The organism is Micromonospora sp. PTRAS2 (genome assembly GCF_054052245.1).
In genome coordinates this window covers 1-22593 of the sequence record NZ_JBSWBU010000025.1, presented here as the reverse complement: position 1 = coordinate 22593, position 22593 = coordinate 1, and the positions used below count along the sequence as shown (strand labels likewise).

General features: G+C 68.5%; 14 protein-coding genes and 1 pseudogene. 8 read left to right on the top strand and 7 right to left on the bottom strand.

Annotated elements, in window-relative coordinates; genetic code table 11:
• Positions 1-47 precede the first annotated feature (47 nt).
• On the top strand, positions 48-413 hold the full coding sequence (locus tag ACVMYR_RS32435; RefSeq protein ID WP_457123628.1) for a hypothetical protein: 366 nt from the start codon (positions 48-50) through the stop codon (positions 411-413).
• A gap of 82 nt (positions 414-495) precedes the next feature.
• Here ACVMYR_RS32435 and ACVMYR_RS32430 read toward each other — a convergent pair whose 3' ends face one another.
• Both ACVMYR_RS32430 and ACVMYR_RS32425 read right to left on the bottom strand, forming a co-directional pair.
• Entirely contained in the window at positions 496-1266 is a 771-nt protein-coding gene (locus tag ACVMYR_RS32430) for an SMODS-associated NUDIX domain-containing protein (protein WP_457123627.1), read from the bottom strand.
• Between the two features lie 155 nt (positions 1267-1421).
• Positions 1422-2801 carry a tetratricopeptide repeat protein gene (locus ACVMYR_RS32425; RefSeq protein ID WP_457123626.1) on the bottom strand — a complete coding sequence of 460 codons (1380 nt, stop codon included), beginning with the start codon at positions 2799-2801 and terminating at the stop codon, positions 1422-1424.
• 917 nt (positions 2802-3718) lie between these two features.
• Between ACVMYR_RS32425 and ACVMYR_RS32420 the strand changes: the two genes are divergently transcribed.
• Both ACVMYR_RS32420 and ACVMYR_RS32415 read left to right on the top strand, forming a co-directional pair.
• Entirely contained in the window at positions 3719-7294 is a 3576-nt protein-coding gene (locus ACVMYR_RS32420; RefSeq protein ID WP_457123625.1) for an nSTAND1 domain-containing NTPase, read from the top strand.
• Between the two features lie 127 nt (positions 7295-7421).
• On the top strand, positions 7422-9563 hold the full coding sequence (locus tag ACVMYR_RS32415; protein WP_457123624.1) for a tetratricopeptide repeat protein: 2142 nt from the start codon (positions 7422-7424) through the stop codon (positions 9561-9563).
• A gap of 227 nt (positions 9564-9790) precedes the next feature.
• Here the strand turns inward: ACVMYR_RS32415 and ACVMYR_RS32410 are convergent, their stop codons facing one another.
• A complete protein-coding gene (locus ACVMYR_RS32410; RefSeq protein ID WP_457123623.1) occupies positions 9791-11317 on the bottom strand; it encodes a recombinase family protein in 1527 nt (508 codons plus the stop codon).
• Between the two features lie 576 nt (positions 11318-11893).
• Between ACVMYR_RS32410 and ACVMYR_RS32405 the strand changes: the two are divergent.
• The 3 genes and pseudogenes from ACVMYR_RS32405 to ACVMYR_RS32395 form a co-directional block, all read left to right on the top strand.
• Positions 11894-15112, top strand: a pseudogene (locus ACVMYR_RS32405) (NB-ARC domain-containing protein); the annotation flags it as partial.
• A 106-nt stretch (positions 15113-15218) separates the two neighbouring features.
• The gene (locus ACVMYR_RS32400) at positions 15219-15518 is read left to right on the top strand and encodes a hypothetical protein (RefSeq protein WP_457123636.1); all 300 of its coding nucleotides are present in this window, start codon (positions 15219-15221) and stop codon (positions 15516-15518) included.
• 427 nt (positions 15519-15945) lie between these two features.
• The gene (locus tag ACVMYR_RS32395) at positions 15946-16161 is read left to right on the top strand and encodes a hypothetical protein (RefSeq protein ID WP_457123622.1); all 216 of its coding nucleotides are present in this window, start codon (positions 15946-15948) and stop codon (positions 16159-16161) included.
• Positions 16162-16411: 250 nt separating this feature from the next.
• On the opposite strand, the gene ACVMYR_RS32390 is transcribed toward ACVMYR_RS32395, so the two are convergent.
• A complete protein-coding gene (locus ACVMYR_RS32390) occupies positions 16412-16702 on the bottom strand; it encodes a pilin (protein WP_457123621.1) in 291 nt (96 codons plus the stop codon).
• A 585-nt stretch (positions 16703-17287) separates the two neighbouring features.
• On the opposite strand from ACVMYR_RS32390, the gene ACVMYR_RS32385 reads away from it, so the two are divergent.
• Together ACVMYR_RS32385 and ACVMYR_RS32380 are read left to right on the top strand one after the other, a co-directional pair.
• On the top strand, positions 17288-18658 hold the full coding sequence (locus tag ACVMYR_RS32385; RefSeq protein ID WP_457123620.1) for a DUF4041 domain-containing protein: 1371 nt from the start codon (positions 17288-17290) through the stop codon (positions 18656-18658).
• Between the two features lie 76 nt (positions 18659-18734).
• Positions 18735-20549 carry an exonuclease domain-containing protein gene (locus tag ACVMYR_RS32380; protein ID WP_457123619.1) on the top strand — a complete coding sequence of 605 codons (1815 nt, stop codon included), beginning with the start codon at positions 18735-18737 and terminating at the stop codon, positions 20547-20549.
• A gap of 180 nt (positions 20550-20729) precedes the next feature.
• On the opposite strand, the gene ACVMYR_RS32375 is transcribed toward ACVMYR_RS32380, so the two are convergent.
• The 3 genes from ACVMYR_RS32375 to ACVMYR_RS32365 all read right to left on the bottom strand — a co-directional run bounded on the left by ACVMYR_RS32375 (position 20730) and on the right by ACVMYR_RS32365 (position 22316).
• Positions 20730-21185, bottom strand: a complete 456-nt coding sequence (locus ACVMYR_RS32375) for a SitI3 family protein (protein ID WP_457123618.1) — start codon at positions 21183-21185, stop codon at positions 20730-20732.
• A 16-nt stretch (positions 21186-21201) separates the two neighbouring features.
• A complete protein-coding gene (locus ACVMYR_RS32370) occupies positions 21202-21612 on the bottom strand; it encodes a CdiA C-terminal domain-containing protein (RefSeq protein ID WP_457123617.1) in 411 nt (136 codons plus the stop codon).
• A 176-nt stretch (positions 21613-21788) separates the two neighbouring features.
• The gene (locus ACVMYR_RS32365; protein ID WP_457123616.1) at positions 21789-22316 is read right to left on the bottom strand and encodes a DUF6244 family protein; all 528 of its coding nucleotides are present in this window, start codon (positions 22314-22316) and stop codon (positions 21789-21791) included.
• Positions 22317-22593 lie beyond the last annotated feature (277 nt).

Genomic DNA, 22593 nt, shown 5'->3' with positions numbered 1-22593 from the left:
AGGGAGCGCGGGTGTCGAAAGAGGACGGAACCGCCAGGCAGCCCCGAGTGCCGAGCGAGAGCTGGGCGGTCATCTGCGACACGTTTCCCGACCTTCGGCGCTGGGCGTACCGGACCGAACAGATGGATCGGTTCCACGAGCTGACGAAGCGGGCTGGAGCGGACGGAGCGCTGCCGGACTGGCAGGCGCTCCATGAGGAGATGCGGCAGCGCGAACGCGACGAGCGGGACGTCGTCAAGGAGTCCTGGGAGGCCGCCTACGACCGGATCGTGAACGGCCCCGAGATCGGGGCGGCCGGGGAGGCGGTCTACGTGTGCCCGATCCGCAGGTGCGCCCGCCGCGCCCAAGCCGACGCTCCGGGCGAACGACCGATGTGCGACCTGTCCGGCAGCCCGATGGAACCCGGCTCCTGACCGTCCGCGCAGGACCGACCGGACCGGACGTCGTGCGCTGCGGGGCCACCCGGCCCGACCTGGTCGACGGCCGTCGGTGGGGTCAGCTCAGCGCGGGTAGATCCTGGTGAATGCGCCGGTTGCCGAGGAGGAAAGCCGACTGCGGGCTGATGAGGTGCGCTCCGCTCCGGCCTTCCTCGATGTCACTGGCGCTGACCAGCACTATCTGCGTCTCCGCCGGATCGCGGCCGAGCGCGACGAGGCGGCGTACCAGCTCTGTGGCCTCGGGTGTGTCGGGCACCACGTCGTACACCTCGAACGAGCGGAGCGTCGAGTACTGCTTGCCCGGCGTGGGCCGGGGCCCCTCCGAGACGGTGCGGACGAGCTCGAACCGTAGGTGCTCGGTCAGCGGCGCCAACGCGGGATGCCCGACCTCGGCGAGTTCCTCGCGCAACTCGCGGCGCAGGCACTCGGACCCCGACTCCCGGTCGTCGCCTCGGCCATACCAGCGAAGGAAGCCGATGCCGTGCCGGGACGGCACAAAACCGCGCAGATCGTGGCTCATCGCCGAGGCCCGCCCGGCGGGGCGGCGCTGGTCGACGAAACCCACCGCGTCCAACGCCTTCCGAGCCCCGCCCCGATACTTGACCACCCCTCCCGGTGGGCCGTACGTGTGCGGCCGGATCGGGTGATGGAAGAGGACATAGCCGTCGTCGTCCTTGATCCGGAGCAGGGCGGCGACCGACACCCGTAGCCGCCCCGACGGGAACACGGCGGCGCGCAGCAGACCGAGGTGCCTTCGGTGCCGCCAGAGCAGGCCGCCGAGGGCGAGAAGGACGGCGGTGATCAGGCCCGCGACGATGTTGGCAAGCACGCGACACCTCCGGGATCGGTGACCATGGCTACGGAACGCGGCACCTTCGATGCTCCCGGGCAGCGTCAAGGCCCGTCAACACAGCCGGTAGCCTACCCGGCCCACCCCCGCAGATGATCAACCAGCGCCGGCCGTCGGGCTCACCGACCGCCCGCTCACGGCCCCGGCGACTGAAGCGCCGCCCGGTCCAGGACGTCGGTCCGGCGCAGCAGCTCGTCCAACGCCGCGGCGGTCGTCGGGTGCGCCGCCCGTAACCGCGCGACACTCACCCGTAGGTCGAGCTGGGCGGCGGCGAGCACCCCCCGGGCCCGTTCGAGGAACTCCACCGCCTGGGGCAGCTCACCCTGGTGGATCGCCGCCGCGCTGGCATCCGTACCGAGGTCCCGCAGCTCCCCGAGACCCAGCTCACGGTCCCGACGCAGCCGCGACCGCGCCGCCGTCGCGGGGAGGCTGGTGACCGCCCGCCGGTACGCCACCAGCGCGTCGGCGAACCCGCCAAGGCCATACCAGGCCGCCCCCGTGCCCCGGGCCGCCTCCACCGTGACCATCGGGTCACCGGTGCGGACCCCTTCGGCGTCGCAGAAGGCCAGCAGCGCATCGGTGTGATCGCCCGCGGCCAAGCGGAGACGACCCCGGGCCAGCAGCGCGAACGCCAGCCGGGTGTCGTAGGCGCCGGGAAGCGCGGCGGCGAGGGACCGGTAGATGGCCACCGACTCGGCCGACGCGGTCGCCGCGTCGTCGTGCCTGCCGACCAGGCTGAAGCAGGCGGCGACCGTGTCGAGGGCGATGGCCAGGTCACCTCGGTACGGGCTCGGCTGCGTCTTCGCGAGCTTCCGGTAGAGCCGCACCGCCTCGTCGGCGACCGGCAGCGCCTGCGCGCCACGGCCGAGATCGATCAACCGGTACGCCCAGTTGTTCAGGCTGCTGGCGAGGTCCGCGCCGTGCTGTCGCGGGGACCTCCGCGCCAGCTTCCGGCGGATCTCGACGGCCTCGGTGATCATCTGTTCCCCCTGCCCGGGAAACCCGGCCTCCGCCAGCCGATTGGACAGGTTGTTCAGGGCGGCGGCGAGCTGCGGTCGACAGCGCCGGTCCCGAGTCGCGCAGGATCGGTAGATGTCTGCCGCCTCGCGTGCCGCGACCAGCGCCTCCGTCCGCCGACCGGCCTCCGACAGCCAGATGCTGAGGTTGTTGAGCGACAGGGCCACGTCCGGCGACGGCCTGCCGTCGGCGAGCTCCCGGAAGATGAGCACCGCCTCACGGGCTGGGCCGAGCGCGTCGCCCGGACGCGCGAGGTCGCCCAACCGGTTCGACAGGTTGGTGAGGAGGACGGCCAGGTCCTCCCGGTGTTCACGGGAGAGGGTCGGGAGTCCCCGGAGAACGACCTCAGCCCGTTCCGCGGCGGCCAACCCCTCTTGCCAACGGCCCTCCTCCGCGTAGCGGTTGGACAGCTCGCTGAGCTCCCGGGCCTGGGCACGAGAATTGGCCGGAAGGGCGGCCACCGCCCGTTCCGTCGCTGCCGCGTCGCCCCAGGTCATCGCCATCCACTATGTTCGCTCGGGCATCGCCCACGCAACCAACTCCGCAGCTGCCCGGCGCGAAGCCGTTCCGGCATGGCCGGGCAGTGCGGCATCGGCTGACCGATCTGGGCCAGCGGCAACTCAGCGGCACCGTCTGACATCGCCATTTGCAGACTCCGAAGGTCGTTACCGCCCAGAACAACGAAGGTGCGGGCGGACCTGACCCCGAAATGGGCTGCCCCCGAGGATGGGGACTCTGCGGCGAGATCATCCCCGGCATATCGGCCGTCCACTCAGGAAATTGATGTCGTCGTCACCCATTCCGAGCGCGTGACGCTGTGCGTCGGTGACGTGTTCCTGAAGGTCGCCGCCGACCAAGCGCGCATCGACGTCGAGGTCGAGGCGATGTCCCTCGCACCGGTCCCGACCCCGGCGGTCCTGTGGCGCAAGTCGCCCATGTTCGCGATCGCCGCACTCCCGGGGACGACGCTCGGGTGCCTCGGCGGGCCGCCGACCGGCTGCGGTGGGTGCCACCATTCGGAAGCTGCACCGACGCCTCTGCCGCCCCTGCCGGCCGTACTGACACGACGCCCACCTGCGCGAGATCGACGTTTTCCGGTCGTGTCTCCCTCGGCGAGCCGTGGCAACCCATCACGTCATGAGGCAGCTGCGGCGGTGGGTGATTCGATCAACCGCAGGGAGAGCAGCACGTCACACTGCGAGCCATCGGGCGCGCAGTGCCGCTGCGGATCGGACTCCGGGCTGTTAAGCCAAGTCAGGGTTTGAGTCCAGTCCCGGCCACGCTGGTGTCTCTGTCGGCTATCCGTCACGCGCTGGCGAGCAGCACCTTCTCGTAGTGCGATGATCAGGTGGGGCGGGCGCCAGGGGAGTACCGTCGCGAGTCCGGTGCCCTGCTGGGTACGATCGCCGTCGGTTTGGCTATCAACATCGTGACGGCGCGAACGGACAGCTGGCGTGGGCCGTGGCGGTTTGTCCTTGACTTCGCCTACTTGTGGCTTCCGCTCTGCGTCGTTCTGTGGCTCGGCTGGCGGTACCTCCTGCACCGCCGGACGGCGATCACGTGGCGCAGCGCGGAAAGCCCGTACCCTGGCCTCGCGCCGTTCACGGTGGAGCGCGCGGGTGTGTTCTTTGGCCGCGACCGCGAGGCAAACGACGTGCTGCAGCGGCTGGAGCGCTCGGGGGCGGCGCCGGCGACGCGGATTGTCGCTATCGTCGGCCCGTCGGGAGTGGGCAAGTCATCGCTGATCCGCGCCGGCGTCATCGCTCGACTACCACGGCGGTGGACTGTGGTGGGTCCGATTCGCCCGGCTGCTGATCCGTTCATGAGCCTCGCCGTAGCCTTGGCGGATGGCCCGGCCGCTGTGCTGCAGACGGCGCGGCTGTTGCGCGAGGAAGCCGCCTCTCCGGAAGCCCCGCTGCAGGTTGTGCCGAGCTTCCTCAGCGTCGCCCGCGGACCTGTGCTGCTCGTCGTCGATCAAGCCGAGGATCTGTACACCCTGACCGATGAGCAAGATCGGGCCCAGTGGTGGAGCATGCTGACGCAGGCGCTGACGGTGCTGCCGGAACTGCGCTTGCTGGTGGCGATCCGGCCCGAGTACCGCCGCCGACTCACCGAGCAGCAAGCCGGCTTCATCACCCGGCCGGTGGCCATCGGTCTGCTGGATCCGGCCCGCATCCGACAGGCCATCGCGGGACCAGCACGGGCTGCAGGACTCACGTTCGAGGACGACCTCATCGACCGCATGACCGCCGACGCTACGATCGGTGATGCGCTTCCCCTGCTTAGCCACCTGCTGCAACGTCTGCACCTACAGTCCGACCGCCAACACGTCACGGTGGCCCAATACGAACAGGCCGGCGAGGTGGGTGGCGCTATCGCAGCTCACGCCGAGCAGATCTACGAATCCCTTACCGTGCGCTACCCCCAACACGCCGTCGACTCCGCTCTGTTGCGCGGCGTCGGCTTGGAAGGCAAGGAAGCCGTACGACGGACGATCCGCCGAGCCGACCTCGATACCACCGCCGCCCGCATCCTTGAGGAGTTCAGGGCAGCCCGTCTGATCATCGATGTCGATGACGGCACCTGCCTCGAACTGACCCACGACGCACTGTTCCGCCAGTGGCACCGACTCACCGACCTCATCACTACCAACCAGGAGCGTCTGCACCGCATCACCCGGCTCGAACACCGTGCGGCAGCATGGCAAGCCAACCCACAGACAGACGACCTCTTGCGCGGCCAAACGCTCGCCGATGCCCTCGCGCTGGCAGCCGAGGTGACCCTCTCCACCGTAGCCCGCCACCTACTCGACGCCTCCGAAGAGACCGATCACCAGGACCGCACCCGACAGTCCGAGCGAGTGGCCGAGTTCGCGCAACAGGTGCGCCGACAAGACCACGAACTGGCCGTAGCGCTCGCCCGCACCGCGCTACACGAGCTGCCACCCACCCCGGCCGCGACGATGACGTTCTGGGCTCTGACCGCCAGACCGCGAACAAGGCGCCTCGCCATCGGACACACCACCGGCATCGCCTCCGCAGTCTGGCTCCCTAATAACCAGGGACTGCGCACCGCCGATAAGACGGGCCGCGTCTGCACCTGGGACGACACCGGCCGCCTCACCGGGGTCGCCTTCGCCACTGACCCAGAAGCGTGCGGTCGCACCCTGCTCAGTGCCACCGGAACCCTTGCCTTCACCGAGCACGATCGAGGTGTCATGCTGTGGCGCGTTTCAGACGGCCGTAGCCTGGGCAGGCGAAGAGGGAGTCGCCTAGCGTCGTTCGACTCGTTCTCGTGGGGCGGTGATGCGTGCTTCGCGGGAACGTTCGACTACCGAGCCGTTGACATCTATCGCCTGGATGATGGCGTCCCAGGGTTGGTCACGAGCATCCCTGCCACGAGTGTTCACGCCACGGCATGGTCTCCTCAAGGTGACCGGCTGGCCATCGCCTCAGACAACCTGCTGCTCGTGATCGGCATCGGCGAGCAGACGTCGGAGATCCTGCGAAAGCAGGTATCGTGGTCAGACCCGGTGTTGTGCTGGGCGCCCGATGGCATCCGCCTCGCGGTCTCAGCCGCTCCGGCGTTCTCAATGCGTCGCTCTGGGATCCTGGCACGGGAACTCCGCACCCTGTGGATCGTCAACACCGACACGGGCCAGGCCGGCGAAAGCGCTCCCCCCGGCTTAGCCGAAGCAATCAGGTGGTCGCCCCTCGAGGATGTCATTGCCTACGCCGTGCGTCGAACACGGCATCAACACCGCGTGGCGCTGATCGACGTCACCACCGGACGGACAGTCGAGCGGCGGGCCCGCCCTCACCAGATCAGCACGATCGCGTGGTCCTCCGACGGCAAGCGAATCGGGCTGGGAAGCTCAGGCTACAAGGTGGAGATCTGGGATGTTGTAGGCCGAAGCTTCCGCCGCCTGCCCACCGGAAGCCTGCGAAAAGTCTCCTGGTCGCCGGACCTCAAACGAGCCGCCATAGAGCGGACGGGAACGACGCCAGAGATCATCGGGACGGACGAGGTGGCGCAGCCACTGAGGCTCGGAGACGACGACTGCATGTCGATTGCGTACTCGCCGCTGGGTGACATGGTTGCCACCGCCACGCAAGAACAGGTCACGGTGTGGGACGCACGGTCCGGTGTCCTGCGAGCACAGTGGGGCGCTCGTCCGCGACCATCCCAGAAACGCAGAGCGCATTCGATGCCGCTACCGTGGGTCTACGGACTCGCCTGGTCCGGCGACGGCTCACGGCTGGTCGTCCGCACGCATTGTTTCTTCGGCCGAACACCACCCACCCTCTCAGTGTGGGACGTGGGTAGAGCGCAGCGCCTAGCAGTTCTCGACGGAGGTGAGGAAAGCTCGGGAACGGCTGCCTGGTCCCCGGATTCAAGCCTCATAGCGGCGGTCGTCAGCAAACACAACGTGAGCCTATGGCGAGGAGGCGATTACACCCTCGCCTATCAATGGCGAACCGAAGGGGAAGGTGAGGCGGGGGCCCTGGCCTGGTCGATTGACTCCGCCAGACTCGCCGCCGCCGTCGGCAACCAGATCGAGATCTGGAACGTGTGGCAGCAGTGCATCGGCATGCGCTGCGTCGGCCATGCAGCTGTCGTCCATCACCTCAGTTGGTCACCCGACGGGAATCGGCTCGCGAGCATCAGTGACGACCGGATGCTCTACATCTGGCACACCGAAGACGAACGGCCGCTCGCTGTGCTCGACCTACGAGACGGGATAGTGCGCAGCCTGTCTTGGCAAGAGTTTCTCATCGTCGCCTACGACGACGGCACGATCCTGAGCTGGGACGTGCACGAAGATCCTGCGCAAGCTTCGAGCGAAAGCGGTGAACCTCGTGCGCTGACTGCAAAAGAACGCGAGCGATACGGGCTGCTGGCAAGGCCGATCGACTCAAGGTTCGAGCCGGTTGGGCGAGTTCTCGGAAAGCGTGGTCCGGAGTTTGGGCCATCTATGCACAATAATTGATCGGTGTACATCGATGCATCGCAGAGGGCTGTGGTGTGCCTGAAAGGAATTGGCAGTGGATCTAGTGCCCTCAGTTGCTGGCAGGGCTGTTGAAGAGGGGGTTATCGAGCGTTTCAAGGAGGCGTCGATGGAAGGCTACTCGCCCCGGGCAAGGTACTTGAATGACGTATTTGCGAGATCAATAGCCTTGTACCTCAACACCGGGGACCAGTCGCTGCTGAATCAAGCCCTGCAGGCGACGCAAGTGGCACTTGAGGCCGCCAAGGGCGACCTGCTGGAGCGATCGTTGGCTCTGCACAACCATGCCAGCGCCCTGCAGCAGTCGTACGAGCTCACCGGCGACCTGGCGGATCTTGACTGTGCTGTGAATGCATTGACCAAAGCCGCGAAATCCTCACCACGTCAACACTGTGATCACGCCATGATCCAATCCAGCTTGGGTAATGCCTTACTGTCGCGATTCGACCGTCTGGGTAGCCGCGATGACCTGGACCGTGCCATCGACGCCGCAGATGCAGCCACCCGTGAAGCCTGCGAGGGTGATCCGCTCATATCGATGTACTTTGAGCGTCTCAGCGCGGCATACTGCCGACGGTGGGAGTGCACCGGCGACGGACCCTTAGACGCTGCCGTTTCAGCGGCACAGAATAGCGTGCGAGCCGCAGCCCGGGGCAGTCACGACGCCGTGGTGGGTATGTCGAGGTTGAGTATCGCGCTGCTGGAGCGATTTCAACACAGGGCGAATCGGCACGATCTCGACGCTGCGGTCCAGGCAGCTCGGGAGGTGGTCAGGATGGCCGCACACAGCGCCCGCCAGGATGCCGTAGTCCTTCAACAGGCAACTTTCGCCCTGAGTGCGCGCCATGCGGTGATGGGTGCGAGGGAGGACATCGACGAGGCGATCAAGGTCGCAGCCGCAGCCGTCGACGAATCCCCGGCGAGTAGTCACTTGCGGACGGAGTGCCGGTCGATTCTTGGCTTGCTGCATCACGAGCGCTTCTCTAAGCACGGCGATCGCGCGGACCTCGACCGCGCGGTGGAGCTAGGCCAGTTGGTTGTGCAGGCTACGCCTGCTAACCACGCCTCACGTGCTGCCTACCTCTCCAATCTTGGCTTGGCGCTCAAAGACCGCTACAGGTGGCGTGCTGACTTGGCCGACCTCGACTCGGCCATCACGTTCTTGGCTGAGGCGGTCGACACAACCCCCCTCGACCATCCCGGCCGGGCTGCCTCCCTGACCAACCTCTCACTCGCACTACAGCGTCGGTTCGAAGCCACTCACTGCGGCGCGGACGCCCGCCACGCGGTCGTCGCGGCGCGCGAGGCTGTTTCAACGACTCCGCCGCGACATCCGGCGACACCGGGCCGACTTTCCAACCTTAGCGGGACACTCCAGGCTCTTCACGAGGTCACCAGGTCGACCGAGACGCTGCGGCTTGCGGTGCAGATCTGCGAGCAGGCCGTCAACGCGACTCCCGAGCCGAACCCAGACATGCCAGGCCGGCTGTCAAACCTCGGAGTGTTGCTACAGCAGCTCGCCGACGTAACAGAAGACCCGGAGTTGCTGACACGCTCGTTGGAGGCCAACCGGCGCGCCGTAGCGATGACACCGGACAGCCATCCCGAGGCGATGGGGCGCAAGCTCAACCTGGCCAGCGCCGAACGGTCTCTATTCCTGCGTTCACACGACGAAGCTGCGAGGGACGTGGCGATGCGGCAGTTTGCTGCAGCGGCGCAGGATCGCAACGGCCCGCGTTCCGCTCGCATGGACGCTGCAATTGCATGGGGTGAGTTGGCCGTCGATGGTGCGGCGCCGGAGGCAGCGGCCGAAGCCTACCGGCTGGCGTTGGTACTGCAGTCCGAGCTGGTGTCTTTCGGCCTCGCTCGCGACGCCCGAGAGCGGCTTTTGGCTGAGCGGGCGGGGCTGGGCTCCGATGGCGGTGCCTGCGAAATCCTGGCTGGACGCCTAGGTGGAGCAGTCGAACTGATTGACCAAGGACGCGCCGTGCTGTGGTCTCAGCATCTGAACCTGCGGCAGGACCCAGCCGCTCTGAGGAGCATCGCACCGCATCTTGCCAAGCGACTGAAGGAAGTGAATGCGGAGCTGCGTGAGCTCGAGCTGGCGGCTCGGCACGAGCCGCAGGGCTACGAGCCGGTCACCTCCAGTGATGCTGCGACAACACGCGGACCGTCGAGGAAATATAGACCAGTGGGCCCGAATGCGCTCGGCTCCGGCTGGAGGCGCCGTATCGATCGGGAGGTGTGCTGATGTACCTCGACGTGCTCGGTGGATTCTGGCTCGGCCCGGCCGTCAGTGGCGTGGGCCCGAACGGACCCAAGCAGCGGCGGATCCTCGGTCTGCTCGCGTTACGCGTGAACGCGATCGTTCCGGCTAATCCTGTAGGTTCACCCATTGTGACCTGCTAGGATAATCGCATGAGCACCCATTCTTGTATCTGGGTGCTACGCGTGGGGGTTCAAGTCCCCTCGGACACGTTATTTCCCCACGAAGCGTGATTCCTTTTCGCGTTTCGTGGAATCCCCGTCCCGTTGGGCGGGGATTCTTCCTGTCGTGGCGAGGAAGCTCCTCGCCGGGGTGAGCGGGTAGATCGCAGTTTTGGCCTCGATGGTCCAGGTGTGCTGGTCACACACGACGATCATGTTGTTCGTCCGCAGGTGGGCGGCGACCTTCACCGGGTCAGGGCTGCGCAGCGCGGGGTGGTGGCGGTGAAGTCCGCGTTCGTGGCGGATGCGGTCGAGGAGATGGTCCTCCCGGATGTAGAGAGTCTTCGGGCGGTGGGATGCTTTGGTGTGACTGCTGGTGTGGCTGTGGCGGCAGCGGTAGCCGGGTCGGCCGTGGACCCAGTGGGAGTCCATGATCTTGCCGCAGACGCCGCAGCACACGAGGCCGGCCAGGAGGTAGGTGCGGGGAGCGCCGTCAGTTGGCGTCGGCGCGGTGTGGATCGCCTGGGCCGCGATGAACTGCTCCTCGGTGACCAGCGGCGGGTGGGCGATCTGGCGGGAGATGACCCACTGCGGGGCAGCGTTCCAGCGCTGGACCTCGCGGTGCCGCACGGCGGTCCCATCGGGCGTGAGGTCGTCGTGGTCGGTGCGTTGCCGGTTCCACACCTGGCGGCCCGTGTAGCGGGGATTGGCCAGGATCGCGGCGACGGTGGTCAGCGTCCAGTGGTGGCCGCTGCGGTGCGGGTTGCGTGCCGGGTCGGCGCCCGAGGGGCACGGGATGCCGGTGTCGTTGAGGGTGCGGGCGATGCTGGCCACGCTGCGGCCGGAGAGCCGCTGTTCGAAGATCCAGCGCACGTGGGGTGCGGTGGCCGGGTCGGGTTCCAGGCGGTGCAGGCGTCGTCCCCAGGCGGCGTGGGCGCGGTTCGGATGTGGGCCGGCGTCGACGAGTTGGTAGCCGTAGGGCGGTCGGCCGCCGAGGTGCCGGCCGTGGAGCTCGGTTTGGGCGCGCATGGCGGCGGTGGTGCGGTGCCGGGCCCGGGACACCTCCCGCTGGGAGTGCACGCCGAGCAGGTCCAGCAGCGCCAGCTGTCGAGGGTTTTCGAAATTGACCGGCCCGTAGGTCTCCGGCAACCACAGCTGCACGCCGTGCCGGACGAGGATAGGGGTCAACCGTTCGAGCTGCTGGCCATGGAAGGCGCGCTCGTACTCACCGACGACGATCGCGTCGAACCCGCGTGCCGCGTCGGTCACCGCGGCGAGCAGTCGTGCCGCCTGCGGCCGGTCCGGCCAGGCCACCCGGCGGGAGATGCCCTCGTCGAAGAACTCGACCACGATCCGGCCATGACCGGCGACCAGGTCCTCGGCGTAGTCGCGCTGCCATCGGCACGACGACGCCCGGTCTTGGTAGTCGACGGTGGACATCCGGCCGTAGAAGGCGAAGTGGATGCCGGGTGGAGGTGATGTTGTCCGTAGCTGCGGCCGCTGGCGGCCTCGGCGGTTCGGCTGCCGTGCCCAGATGTCGAGCAAGCCGGGGCTGTCGAGGTCTGGCGCGTCTTGCATCAGAAACCTCCCCACACACGGCGTCACAGCCGTCTGCATCGATATAGACGGCTAACGACCCTGTGGATGGTGAGACTCGGCCACTCACAATATTCGTGGCTGGACCGAGCGGGGCCGGGCTGCCCGGTCGGTGTCGAGGATGGCAAGGACGCGTCTCGTCGAGGGTGAAGCCGAAGGATCTCATGCGTTTGACCACGGTGAGGCGGTCGAGATCGGGTGCGGTGTGGTGGCGGGGTGGGGAAGATCTGCGCGGCGCAGGCCGCAGCCGCGACCGCGGTCAGCCCCGCCAGGGCGAGGCCGGTGGCGTGCAGCGGCGACCCGTCCACCGGCGTGCCGCTGACCGCGAGCACCCCGGCGAGCACGAGCCCAATCTACAACTGGTTGCGCCACGTGCAGGTGCCCGCACGCACCCGGGCGGGGTGCTGGTGCGTCCCGTCGGACGCCGGGACGCAGGACATTCACCGGCAGAAGGTCGCCAACTCCTTCCGGCCCAAGCCCAAGCCGTCGCCTCTGGACGCGAACGGCGTTCTCCGTTAGGGAACGGTGAGTGACTCTAGACTCGTGGCGCTGTGTGCGATGGGCGGTGTTATGGCGTGGTTGACCGGAGATAGGCAGGTGCGATGGCACCGGGTCGTGCTGGTTGCGATGGCCGCTGTGTTGGCGACCGTCGCGACGACGCTTGTCGCGGTGGCGGTGAACGTGGCGACGGGTGGTACCGCGTCGAGGTTGCCGGCCCTTGAGCGGCATCCGTGGTGGTGGACGGCTGGAGCGACGCTCGCGGTGGCCGCGTCGGGACTGCTGCTGTGGTGGACACAGCAGCGTTCCGAGCCAAGGCTGTCCGGGCAGGGGCCGATCGACCAAAGGCCGTCCGAGTCGGTGCCCGCGGTGCTGCGACTACCTGAGTGGGTGGTGGACCGGCCGGACGAGGTCAACCAGGTGGTGCAGGCGGTACTTGCCGAGGGCGTGGGCACGGTAGGCGTGACCACGGCGTTGCAGGGTGCAGGCGGGTTCGGCAAGACGACACTGGCGCGGATGGTGCGCGTCGATCAACGGGTACTCCAGCATTTCGGCGGTCACGTGTACTGGGTGACAGTGGGTCGTGACGCCCGCCGGGCGGGACTGATGGGCAAGGTCAACGACCTGGTCCGCCGGATCGACCCGGAGCGGGCACAGCCGTTCACGGACCTGGGGCAGGCCGCCGAGCATTTGGCGGCCGTGTTGAAGGACGGGCGACGACGGCTGGTGGTACTCGACGATGTGTGGTTCGACGACCAGCTAGAGGCGTTTCCCATGGCGGGGGCGTCTGTGCGGCTGGTGACCACCCGGGTGCCGTCGCTAGTGGGACAGGCCGCCATCGTCAAGGTCGATCAGATGTCGCCGGTGGAAGCGCGGGCGCTGCTGTGTGCCAATCTGCCGCCGTTACCGGCAACGATCGTCGAGGGTCTGTTCGCCGAGACCGGGCAGTGGCCGCTGCTGCTGCGTCTGGTGAACAAGATCCTGGCTGACCAGAGCCGTGTACGCGGCGACGCCACCGACGCTGCCGGGCAGTTGCTGGACCGGTTGCGTCGGAAGGGGGCGCTGCTGGTGGACGTGGTGACCGGGGCGGTCGACCACGTCTTGGATGTGGGTGATCCCGCACAGCGGGCGCGGGCGGTGACGGCCACCATCCAGGCCAGCATGGACCTGCTGGCCAACTGCGACCGGGACCGGTTGGCCGAGGTGGCGATCTTCGCCGAAGACGAAACCATACCGGTGCGCCTGGTGGCCGCCTTGTGGCAGGCCACCGCCGGCGAGGACGCGGTTGCAGCTGGCGCGTTGTGCGCACGGCTGGCCGACCTGGCGCTGCTGACCGTGACGGCGGCTGAGGATGGTGGGGCAGTCGAGCTGCACGATGTGGTGCGTGACTATCTGACCGAGCAGCTCGGCCGCAGCAAGGTCAGACGCCTACATCAGGTCCTGCTCGACGCGATCGCCGCTGACCTTCCCACCGCCCCACCCCCGCCCTGGTCGAAAACTGGTGACGGTCGGATGGTGGCCTGGTGGCTTCTGCCAGACACCGATCGCTACCTGTGGGACCACCTGATCGAACACCTGCGCGCCGCCGGGCGTGACGCCGAACAGGTCGCCGGCGACCTGCGGTGGGTCGGCGCCCGCCTCGACCAGTCGGACGGCCCCGTCGCACCGTCAGTGGACCTTGCGCGGGCAGACACACCCCGCACCCTGCGTCTCCAGCGCATTCTTGACCAGGCGGCGCATCTGCTGACGCCCACCGAGCCGCCGCACGCGCGTCTGGACATCCTCTACGGCCGCGTGGCCCACGACCCGGACTGGGCGCAGCAGGCCGACAGCCTGGCCCGTAGCGTGCCGCTTCCAGGACTGATCAACCGCTGGCCGTTGCCGGATGTGCCGGACCCTGCCCAACGCCGCACCATCACGGGCCACACCGGCCCGGTGTATGCGATGGCGATCGCCCCCGACGGGACGTGGCTCGTTTCCGCGGGTGACGACGAGATGGTGCGGATCTGGGACAGCGCTACCGGTCAGCAGGTGCGCCAACTGGTCGGGGCTTGGTGCGTGGCGGTCGCACCCGACGGTTCCTGGCTGGCCACTGACGGCCGCGACGGAACGGTGAGGATCTGGGACAGCGCCACCGGCCAGCCCATCCGAAACCTGGCCACCGGCCCGGTGACAAGTGTGGCGGTCGCACCGGACGGTTCCTGGCTGGCCACCGGCAGCAACGACGGGACTGTACGCATGTGGGACACCGCCACCGGCCAGCCCATCCGAGACCTGGCTGGCTACCACCGCCGGGTGACAAGCGTGGCGGTCGCACCCGACGGTTCCTGGCTGGTCACCTGCGGAAACGGGGTCGATGGGACTGTACGCATCTGGGACACCGCCACCGGCCAGCAGGTCCGCGACCTGGCCGGTTACACCTCCCTTATGGCAGCGGTGGCGGTCGGGCCCGACGGTTCCTGGCTGGCCACCGGCAGCCGCGACGGGACGGTGAGCATCTGGGACAGCGCCACCGGCCAGCAGATCCGCCAGGTGGTCGGCCGCACCGACCCGCTGGAGGAGGCGGTGGAGGCGGTGGCAGTGGCACCAGACGGTTCCTGGCTGGCCACCGGCAGCCGCGACGGGACGGTACGTATCTGGGACAGGGCCACCGGCCAACTCATCCGCACCCTGGCCGGCCACCCCGTTCCAGTGGAAGTGGTGGCAGTCGCACCCGACGGCTCGTGGCTCGCTTGCGCGAGCACCGACGGGATGGTGCGGATCTGGGAGACCGCCACCCGCCAGAAGCCCAAACCCATCACTGGTCACACCGGCCCGGTGAGGAGCGTGGCAGTCGCACCCGACGGTTCCTGGCTGGCCACCGGCGGCGGCGATGGGATGGTGCGGATCTGGGATAGCGCCACCGGCCAGCCCATCCGCACCTGGCCGGTCACACCGGCCCCGATGAAGACGGAGGTGGTAGCGGTGGCAGTCGCACCGGACGGCTCCTGGCTAGCCGCCTGCAGCGAACGAGGGACGGTAGCCATGTGGGACAGCGCCACCGGCCGGCAGATCCGCCAGCTCACCAGCTATAGCGGCACGACGGAGGCGATGGCGGTCGCCCCGGACGGCTCCTGGCTGGCCACCAGCAGCTTCTTCGAAGGGACGGTACGCATCTGGAACACCGCCGCCAGCCAGCGGCCTCTAATCTTGACCGACGCCCCCGCCCCGGTAAGGGCGGTGGTGGTCGCCCCGGACGGCTCCTGGCTGGCCACCGCCGGCGGAGACGACGGGTCGGTGAGCATCTGGGACACAGCCACCGGCGAACCGCTCCACGAACTCGCCGGCCACACCAGCGTGAATTGGGGGGTGGTAGCCGTGGCGGTCGCCCCCCGACGGGACGTGGCTGGCCGCTGCCGACTCCGACGGGTCGGTGTGGATGTGGGACACGACGACCGGCCAGCAGCTCCGCGAGCTGGTCGGCCACACCGACGCGGTGAGTGCGGCGGCGGTTTCTCCCGACGGGGCGTGGCTGGCCACCGGCGACGATGACGGATCGGTGCGGATCTGGGATGCCGCCAGCGGTCGGGCCCTGGGGATGATACGCCTGGAACACGCTTGCTACAGCTGCGCGTGGAGCCCCGACGGACACACCCTCTTCGTCGGCGGCGCAGCCGGCCTGTACGCCTTCGCTGTCAGACATTGAATCCTGGCCGTTCAACCAACTCACCACTACCGTGCGCACGACGAGTCCGACGACGTTGGGGCTCCGGCCGCCCTGCTGCCCGACGAAGCGGCTCATCAGGGTCGGGATCTTCACCGTGGTCCAGAGCACGACGACCATGAGCACGAGGTTGAGCGTGTCTGACCCGGGCAGTCCGAGCAGGATCGGCAGGTTCGACTCCGGGTTGATCAGCAGGTCGATGCCCGCCGAGAACACGACCGCCTGCAGGGTGGGTGTGGCCAGGCAGCCCAGGTGGCTTCGCCACCACAGCTCGGCGGCGGCCTGCGTCCACGGGGTGGCGTAGCAGGCCAGGGCCACCGGCCCGATCCCGGCCAGGACGACCAGCACCCCGACGCGCGCGATCCAACCGCCGACGAGCATGAGCATCAGCACGACGATGAGTAGCCCGATGACGACGGTGAGGAGCGCGGTGCCCTCGTCGGTCATCGCCGAGGCGATGCGGGCCTGGACGAAGGTCACCGCCACGGTGGTCGGCGCGGCCTCGCCGGCCATCGACACGGTCAGGGCGTTCGCGACGTCGGTGAGCGCGCCGTTCAGTGGCACCGCGAACGCGGACAGGACGAACCCGACGACGAGCCGGGGCACCAGTTGCTTGACGCTGTAGCGTGTCTCCACCGAGTCGCCGACCATCGTGGCGGTGCCCGCGGCGACGATCGCGAGGACGAAGCAGGCGTTGACGACCAGCGACCCCTGCTCGGCGATCGACTGCACCTGCGGCAGGATCGTGACGTCCGGCGAGACGAAGATGGACGAGGTCAGGAAGGCCAGGAGGCCGCCGAGAAGAGCAATGACCGTCTCGGCGAGCCAGCTGATCAGGTCGTCCATCAGCACGTTGACCATCACCGGTGGCCGCCTCAGCCGCCGAGGATGCCCTGCAGCACCTGCAGGACCACCGGGGACAGCACGGCCAGGGCGTAGCCGATCAGGGCCGACTTGAAGTTGCCCTTGGCCTGCTGGACCTGGGCCGGGTCGCCCCCGGCCGCCATGTACCGCAGGCCACCGATGACCAGGAACATCGTCGCGACGAGCGCGATGATGCCCATGATCCAGTCGGTGATGTTGGAGATGACCTGGCTGATGCTGTTCGCCGCCAACGGTTGGCCTGCGGCGGCGAGGTCGGACAGGACAGCGAGAGTGGTGTGCATCGCGACCCTCCACAAGACTGTGCGGGCCGCCACGGTGGGGACCGGGCGAGGGGGATGTGGTCCGGTGGGGGCGCTCCTCCATTACCGGACCACGGGCCCCGCCGGAAGGAATGGTCCCCACCGGGCGGGCATGCCGTGGATGACATGCACCACTCAGATCTCGACTGTCAGGCCGATCGAACCCCCGTTCATCCTGTCAACCTCTGACAGGACCGGTCATCGGTGCATGCGGTAGGAGGGCTGCCCACGTGTCCTTTGCTGACCTGCCCGTTCCGCAGCAATGCTCGCTTTCGTCGGGAACCGGACTGAACTCCTCGTTTGGGTATTCGTAGCCGTCTGGACGGGCTGAACTGCCGGTCTGAGTCGTCGATGTCCGCCCGTGGGCCGCGGCGCTAGTTTCGTCGGGCCGTTGTGATGCCTGGGGGAACAATGGGATACCGCTTCAACGCACCACCGAACTGGCCGACGCCTCCTGCTGGGTGGGTGCCACCGTCGGGTTGGACACCGGATCCCTCCTGGGGCCCTCCTCCGCCGGGCTGGCAGTTGTGGCTTCCGGACACTCCGGCTCCGGCCCCGGCGGCACCCATGACGGCAGCCACGCAGACTGCCAGTGCTCCTGCCGTCGTCCCGCAACAGCGCACCGTCAGTGATCCGGACATTCCCCTGTTCGGCGCCCGGGGCAAGGCGCGTGAACTGGCCGCGGAGAGTACGCGGCTGCGCGCCGAACTGGAGCAAGCGCACGCCGAACTGGCGGGGCTGCGGGCGGAGATGTCGCGCCTCGGCATGCTGTCCGTGATGGAGCTGGAGCAACAGCGGGACAGGCTCGGTCGTGAGCTCGCCGACCTGACGGCGAAGGGCAAGGCGCAGAAGGTCGAGCTTGACCGCCGCCTTCGTGGGCTTCGGCAGCAGATCGTGGTCACCGAGGAGACCGCGCTGCTGCAGGAGGCTGGCGTCTACCAGTACCGGCACCCTCTGTCGGACGCGGTTGCCTACCAGAGCCAGCTCAGCCGGATCCAGGACCAGATCAAGGCCATGGCCAGGAAGGACGGCGGCGCGGTCAAGGCCGCTACCGGCTGGACGGTCAACGGCTCGGTCACGGAGGGCCGGGCGATGGTCCGGGACTTCTCCAAGCTGATGCTCCGCGCCTACAACGCCGAGGCGGACAACCTCGTACGCGGGTTGAAGCCGTACAAGCTCGACTCGGCCGTCGACCGGCTGGGGAAGGTGGCGGCCACGATCGCCAAGCTCGGCAAGACGATGCAGATCCGGATCGCCGAGGACTACCACCGGCTGCGAATCAAGGAGTTGGAACTCACCGCCGACTACCAGGAGAAGCTGGCCGAGGAGAAGGAGCGGGAGCGGGAGGAGAAGGCCCGGTTGCGCGAGGAGCGACGCGCGCAGCAGGAGATCGAACGCGAACGCGCCCGGCTCGACAAGGAACGCCAGCACTACGCCAACGCCTTGGCCGCTCTGCAGGCCAAGGGCGATGCCGACGGCGTCGCCCAGATGCAGGACCGGTTGGCCCAGATCGACACCGCGATCCAGGACGTCGACCACCGGGCCGCGAACGTGCGGGCCGGATACGTGTACGTGATCTCCAACCTCGGCGCTTTCGGCGAGAAGATGGTCAAGGTCGGCATGACCCGCCGGCTGGACCCGCTGGACCGGGTGCGTGAACTCAGCGACGCCTCGGTGCCTTTCAACTTCGACGTCCACGCCCTGTTCTTCTCCGAAGACGCGGTCGGCATCGAGGCGCAGATGCACGCGCGGCTGGCCGACCGGCGGGTCAACCTGGTCAACCACCGTCGCGAGTTCTTCTACGCCACCCCGGAAGAGGCCAAGGAGCATCTGCTGGCGTTGACCGGCAGCCTGCTGCAGTACGAGGAGGTCCCGGAGGCCCTGGAGTACCGGCAGAGCCTCACCCAGGCGCAGGAGCACGCAGGCGCGATCACCTGACGTGCCGGGATCGTGGACAGCCGGGACTGGTGCGGGCGGGTCGGGCCAGCGGAATCGTGGATTTGGAGAGGTACGGATGTCGTCGGTCGGATTGTTCGCCTTCGGGTCAGCAGGCGGAAGCGGAGGTGTCGACCTGGGCGACGCGCCGTTCGTGGTGGTGGACGTGGAGACCACCGGGCTGTCGTCGACGTCCGACCGGATCGTGGAGATCGCCCTGGTCCGCGTCGAGGGAGGCCGGGTGGTCGACGAGTGGGCCACCCTCATCGACGCAGGCCGCGACCCCGGCCCGACGTTCGTCCACCACATCACGGCCGACATGCTGTCCGGAGCGCCGACCTTCGCCGACGTGGCGGGGGAGATCCTGTCCAGACTCGACGGTGCTGTCGCGGTGGCGCACAACGCCCGTTTCGAGGAGGGCTTCATCGCGCAGGAGTTCGCCCGCGCCGGCATCGACACCGCGCCCCTGCCGGCGGTGTGCACCCTGCGGTTGGCCCGACAGGTCCTGGCCGCGCCGAACTTCCAGCTCGTGTCCTGCTGCGCCGCGTACGGCATCGAGCTGCACGACGCCCACACCGCTCTCGGTGACACCCGGGCGACCGCTCAACTCCTCACCCGGCTCCTGGCGGAGGCACCTGCCCTCCGGTTCCCGTCCGCGCCTGTACCACTGCCTCGTTACCCCCGCCACGCCCAGCCCCGCACCCGGGTCACCGGCCTACGCAAGGGCACGGACGGGTGGATCCAGTCGCTACTCGGCAAGTTGCCCTACTCCACCAGCGACACCGACCCGGCGTCCGCCGAGGCGTACCTCGCCGCCGTAGGGGACGCCCTCAGCGACGGCAAGCTGACCGGCGTCGAGGCCAAGGCGCTGGCCCGACTGGCCGGGCAGTCCGGTATGGGCGCCCAACAGGTACGGGACCTGCACCACCGCTACCTCGACGGACTGCGGGACGCTGCGCTCGCCGATGACATCCTGACCAGCACCGAGTACCGGCAACTCGTCACGGCCGCGCGACTTCTCGGGGAACCGGACTACTTCGCGGACCTCACTGCGCCCGAGGCGGAAACCACGCACCGCACCCGGGCGATCAAGCAGAAGGGGCAACGCGTCTGGTGCAGCCCGTCCGTGTCCGCCGGTGTCCGTGACCGCCTCACCCAGGCCGGTTTCGTCCTGGCGTCGAACCTGACCCGCAACGTCGTCGCCGTGATCACCGCTGCCGACCAGGACGACGCGAAGGTCGCGCGAGCACGCGAACTCGCCATACCGATCCGCTCCGACCTGACCCTCGACGACATGCTGGGGACCACCGCCACGCCTTCCCCGGCACCCCACCAGCCCGGAGCCGCCACGGTGGGCGCGGAACAGCACGAGTCCCGCGCCGAGCCGACACCGGCCGCCGCGGCACCCGTGCCCACCCCACGCTCACCGCAGGTCGTCGCCGGCTGGTACCTGGACCCGTCCGGGCGGTGGACCTACCGCTTCTGGGACGGCAAGGGCTGGACCGAGAGGGCCAGCGCTGGAGACGGCCGCACCTGGTCGGACAGCACCGGCCTACCGCTGTGGTGTGCGCCCACGACGGACGGACTGGTCGACGGCCAGCAGCCGCATACCCTCACCGACCAGATCACGACGATGCAGAAGACCGATGTTCACGCGGCTCTGCTCCTGACCGTCCGGTGCATTGACGCGGTGGAGAACGACGCACGCATCAGCGGGCACGGGGTGGCTCCCTGGTACTACGAGAGGGCCGCCATCATCTTCGCCAGCCTGGGCGACTCCGCCGCCGAAGTCGCCGTGCTCGAACGATTCGCCCGACAGAAACACGCTCCCGGGGCCACACCGGCTCGGCTCCTCGAACGACTCAGACAACGCCAGGCCACGGTCCACGCGTAGCCGCCACCACCGTCCATGACCCGTGATGTGCCTGAGTGAAGTGCCCTCGCGGGGCCCGCCTTCACATCCCCCTCGCTGTCACCGGCTGTGGCAGTGACCCGGGAGATGTCCCCGGTCAGCGGCGACCTCTGAACGCTGGTCCGGTGCCGGGCAGGGGACAGTGGCGGAGCGGGGGCGGGTTCAGTCGGTGATGAGGTGGGTGAGGTGGTAATGGTCCCACCAGTCGGTGCGGTGGTGCAGGTGGATGGTGCCGTTGGTGCGGGTCAGGAGAAGGTGGTTGCCGTCCTGGATGAGGGCGGCGTCCCCCTCTCGTCCGGCTAGGACCCTGGACACGGTGGTGATCATGTTGGGGATGGCTTTGTCGGCGAGGTCGTCGGCGTGGGGGGAAAAGGTGATGTTGACGTACGTGTCGGGTTCCCATTCCCAGCGGGTGCCGTCGTCGGTTTCGGCTTCGTAGTAGCCGTGGGTGCCGGCGCGGACGGTGATGGCGTAGCCACGTTGGTCGTAGAGGCGGGCGGTGAACAGCCGCGGGTTCGCTGTCGGTCGCGGTGTCTCGTCGGGGTAGGCGGCGGTGAGGGCGGCGATTTCGTCGACGGGTGGATTGCCGGCGAGGATCAGCCGGAACTCGACGCCCATGTCCGCCTGCCTCTGCTCAGTGTCGCCGGATGATCTGTTGGATCGTACCGTCGGGTTGCACCACGGCCAGTTCCTTCAGCCCGTCGATGGGCCAGTCGTCAAACTGGCGTCGCAGAGCGGACATGTCGCCTTCCCAATCCTGGAGGTTCACCACGACCCGCTGGGTCTGCTCGTCGTCGATCTTCTCCCGGACCTGACTCCAGACGTTACGCACGGAGGTGCGGGCGCCGGGGGAGTAGCAGTCGAAGACGTGGCCTTCGACGAGGTAGTCGGGGTCCTTGTCCGGGTTGCCGTGGTCACCGGTGCGCTCGCGGGCGTCGCCGGTCTCGGCTGGGGTGGGGTTCTGGTGCACCCGGTAGCCCTTGACGGCCAAGCTGTCGGCGCATTCGTTCTCCAGCTCCAGGGCCCGCCGGGTGCTGTCGTCCACCTTGGGCCCGATCCTGGTACGCGGGCCGGTCGGCGTGCCGCCGGGGACGCCGCTGGGTTGCCGGCTCCACGGCGGAAACACCTCACCCGGAACCCGGGCGTGGCCGGGCTCGGCGGGATAGGGGTCGGTGTTGGCGGCGGGGGTGGGGCTGGCCGGTGGGTGCCGGTCAGCCCCGCTCAGTTTCCCGAGGCCCCGAGCTGCCGGGCCTGGCCGGTGGCCGCTTCGACGGCCTGCCCGGCGGTGTTGGCGCGGTGTACGAGCAGCACGAGGACCTGTTTGATGCCGTCGAGGGCCTGCAGGAGCGGGCCCGGTTGCCCGCCCTGCAGGACGACGCTGACCAGGTGCCGGGCGTCGTCGAGGTGGCTGATCGTCGCGGTGGCGGCCTCGCGGGCGGCGGCGATGCGCTGCCGCACCGGCGCGAGCGCGGCGATGGTCTCCTGCGTAGCGGCCTGCCGGGGAACCGCTGCGGCGGCCGTGGTCGCCTCCCCGACCGCCGCGGCGAGGCTACCCAGCCCGCCCTGGATGGTGGAGACCGTCGCCCGCACCCGGGCGATCCCGGCAGCGACGCCGGCGAAGCCTGCGGCAGCGGCCCGTAGAGCGATCTCCTGGGCCTGCCGGTCGACCGCCGCCGTGAGACCCCGAGCCCGCTCGACGCCCGCCGTCAGCGCCCGCAACTCCCCGATGACCTGCTCCATGCTCGACACGCGTCAGCCACCCCGACCGAGAACGAACTCCAGACCCCGCAACCTACCCGGACGACCCATGCGAGGGGCACCCCGAACCGCCCCGACACCACAGAGCACGCCGACCGCGACGGCCGTCCATTCGTTTCGGTACTTCTCAGTCATGCCGGGAGTGACATCAATGGCGATTAGATGGTGGGCAGATGATTCCTGCAGGTTCACCCACTGTGACCTGCTAGGATAATCGCATGAGCACCCATTTTTGTATCTGGGTGCTACGGGCGAGTGGCCGAATCCC

What these genes read in the sequence shown, in the direction of transcription:
- ACVMYR_RS32425 (WP_457123626.1), bottom strand. Translation starts at nt 2,801, where the DNA reads ATGACCTGGGGCGACGCGGCAGCGACGGAACGGGCGGTGGCCGCCCTT.
- ACVMYR_RS32415 (WP_457123624.1), top strand. Translation starts at nt 7,422, where the DNA reads ATGGAAGGCTACTCGCCCCGGGCAAGGTACTTGAATGACGTATTTGCG.
- ACVMYR_RS32410 (WP_457123623.1), bottom strand. Translation starts at nt 11,317, where the DNA reads ATGCAAGACGCGCCAGACCTCGACAGCCCCGGCTTGCTCGACATCTGG.
- ACVMYR_RS32395 (WP_457123622.1), top strand. Translation starts at nt 15,946, where the DNA reads ATGACGACGGTGAGGAGCGCGGTGCCCTCGTCGGTCATCGCCGAGGCG.
- ACVMYR_RS32390 (WP_457123621.1), bottom strand. Translation starts at nt 16,702, where the DNA reads ATGCACACCACTCTCGCTGTCCTGTCCGACCTCGCCGCCGCAGGCCAA.
- ACVMYR_RS32385 (WP_457123620.1), top strand. Translation starts at nt 17,288, where the DNA reads ATGACGGCAGCCACGCAGACTGCCAGTGCTCCTGCCGTCGTCCCGCAA.
- ACVMYR_RS32380 (WP_457123619.1), top strand. Translation starts at nt 18,735, where the DNA reads ATGTCGTCGGTCGGATTGTTCGCCTTCGGGTCAGCAGGCGGAAGCGGA.
- ACVMYR_RS32375 (WP_457123618.1), bottom strand. Translation starts at nt 21,185, where the DNA reads ATGGGCGTCGAGTTCCGGCTGATCCTCGCCGGCAATCCACCCGTCGAC.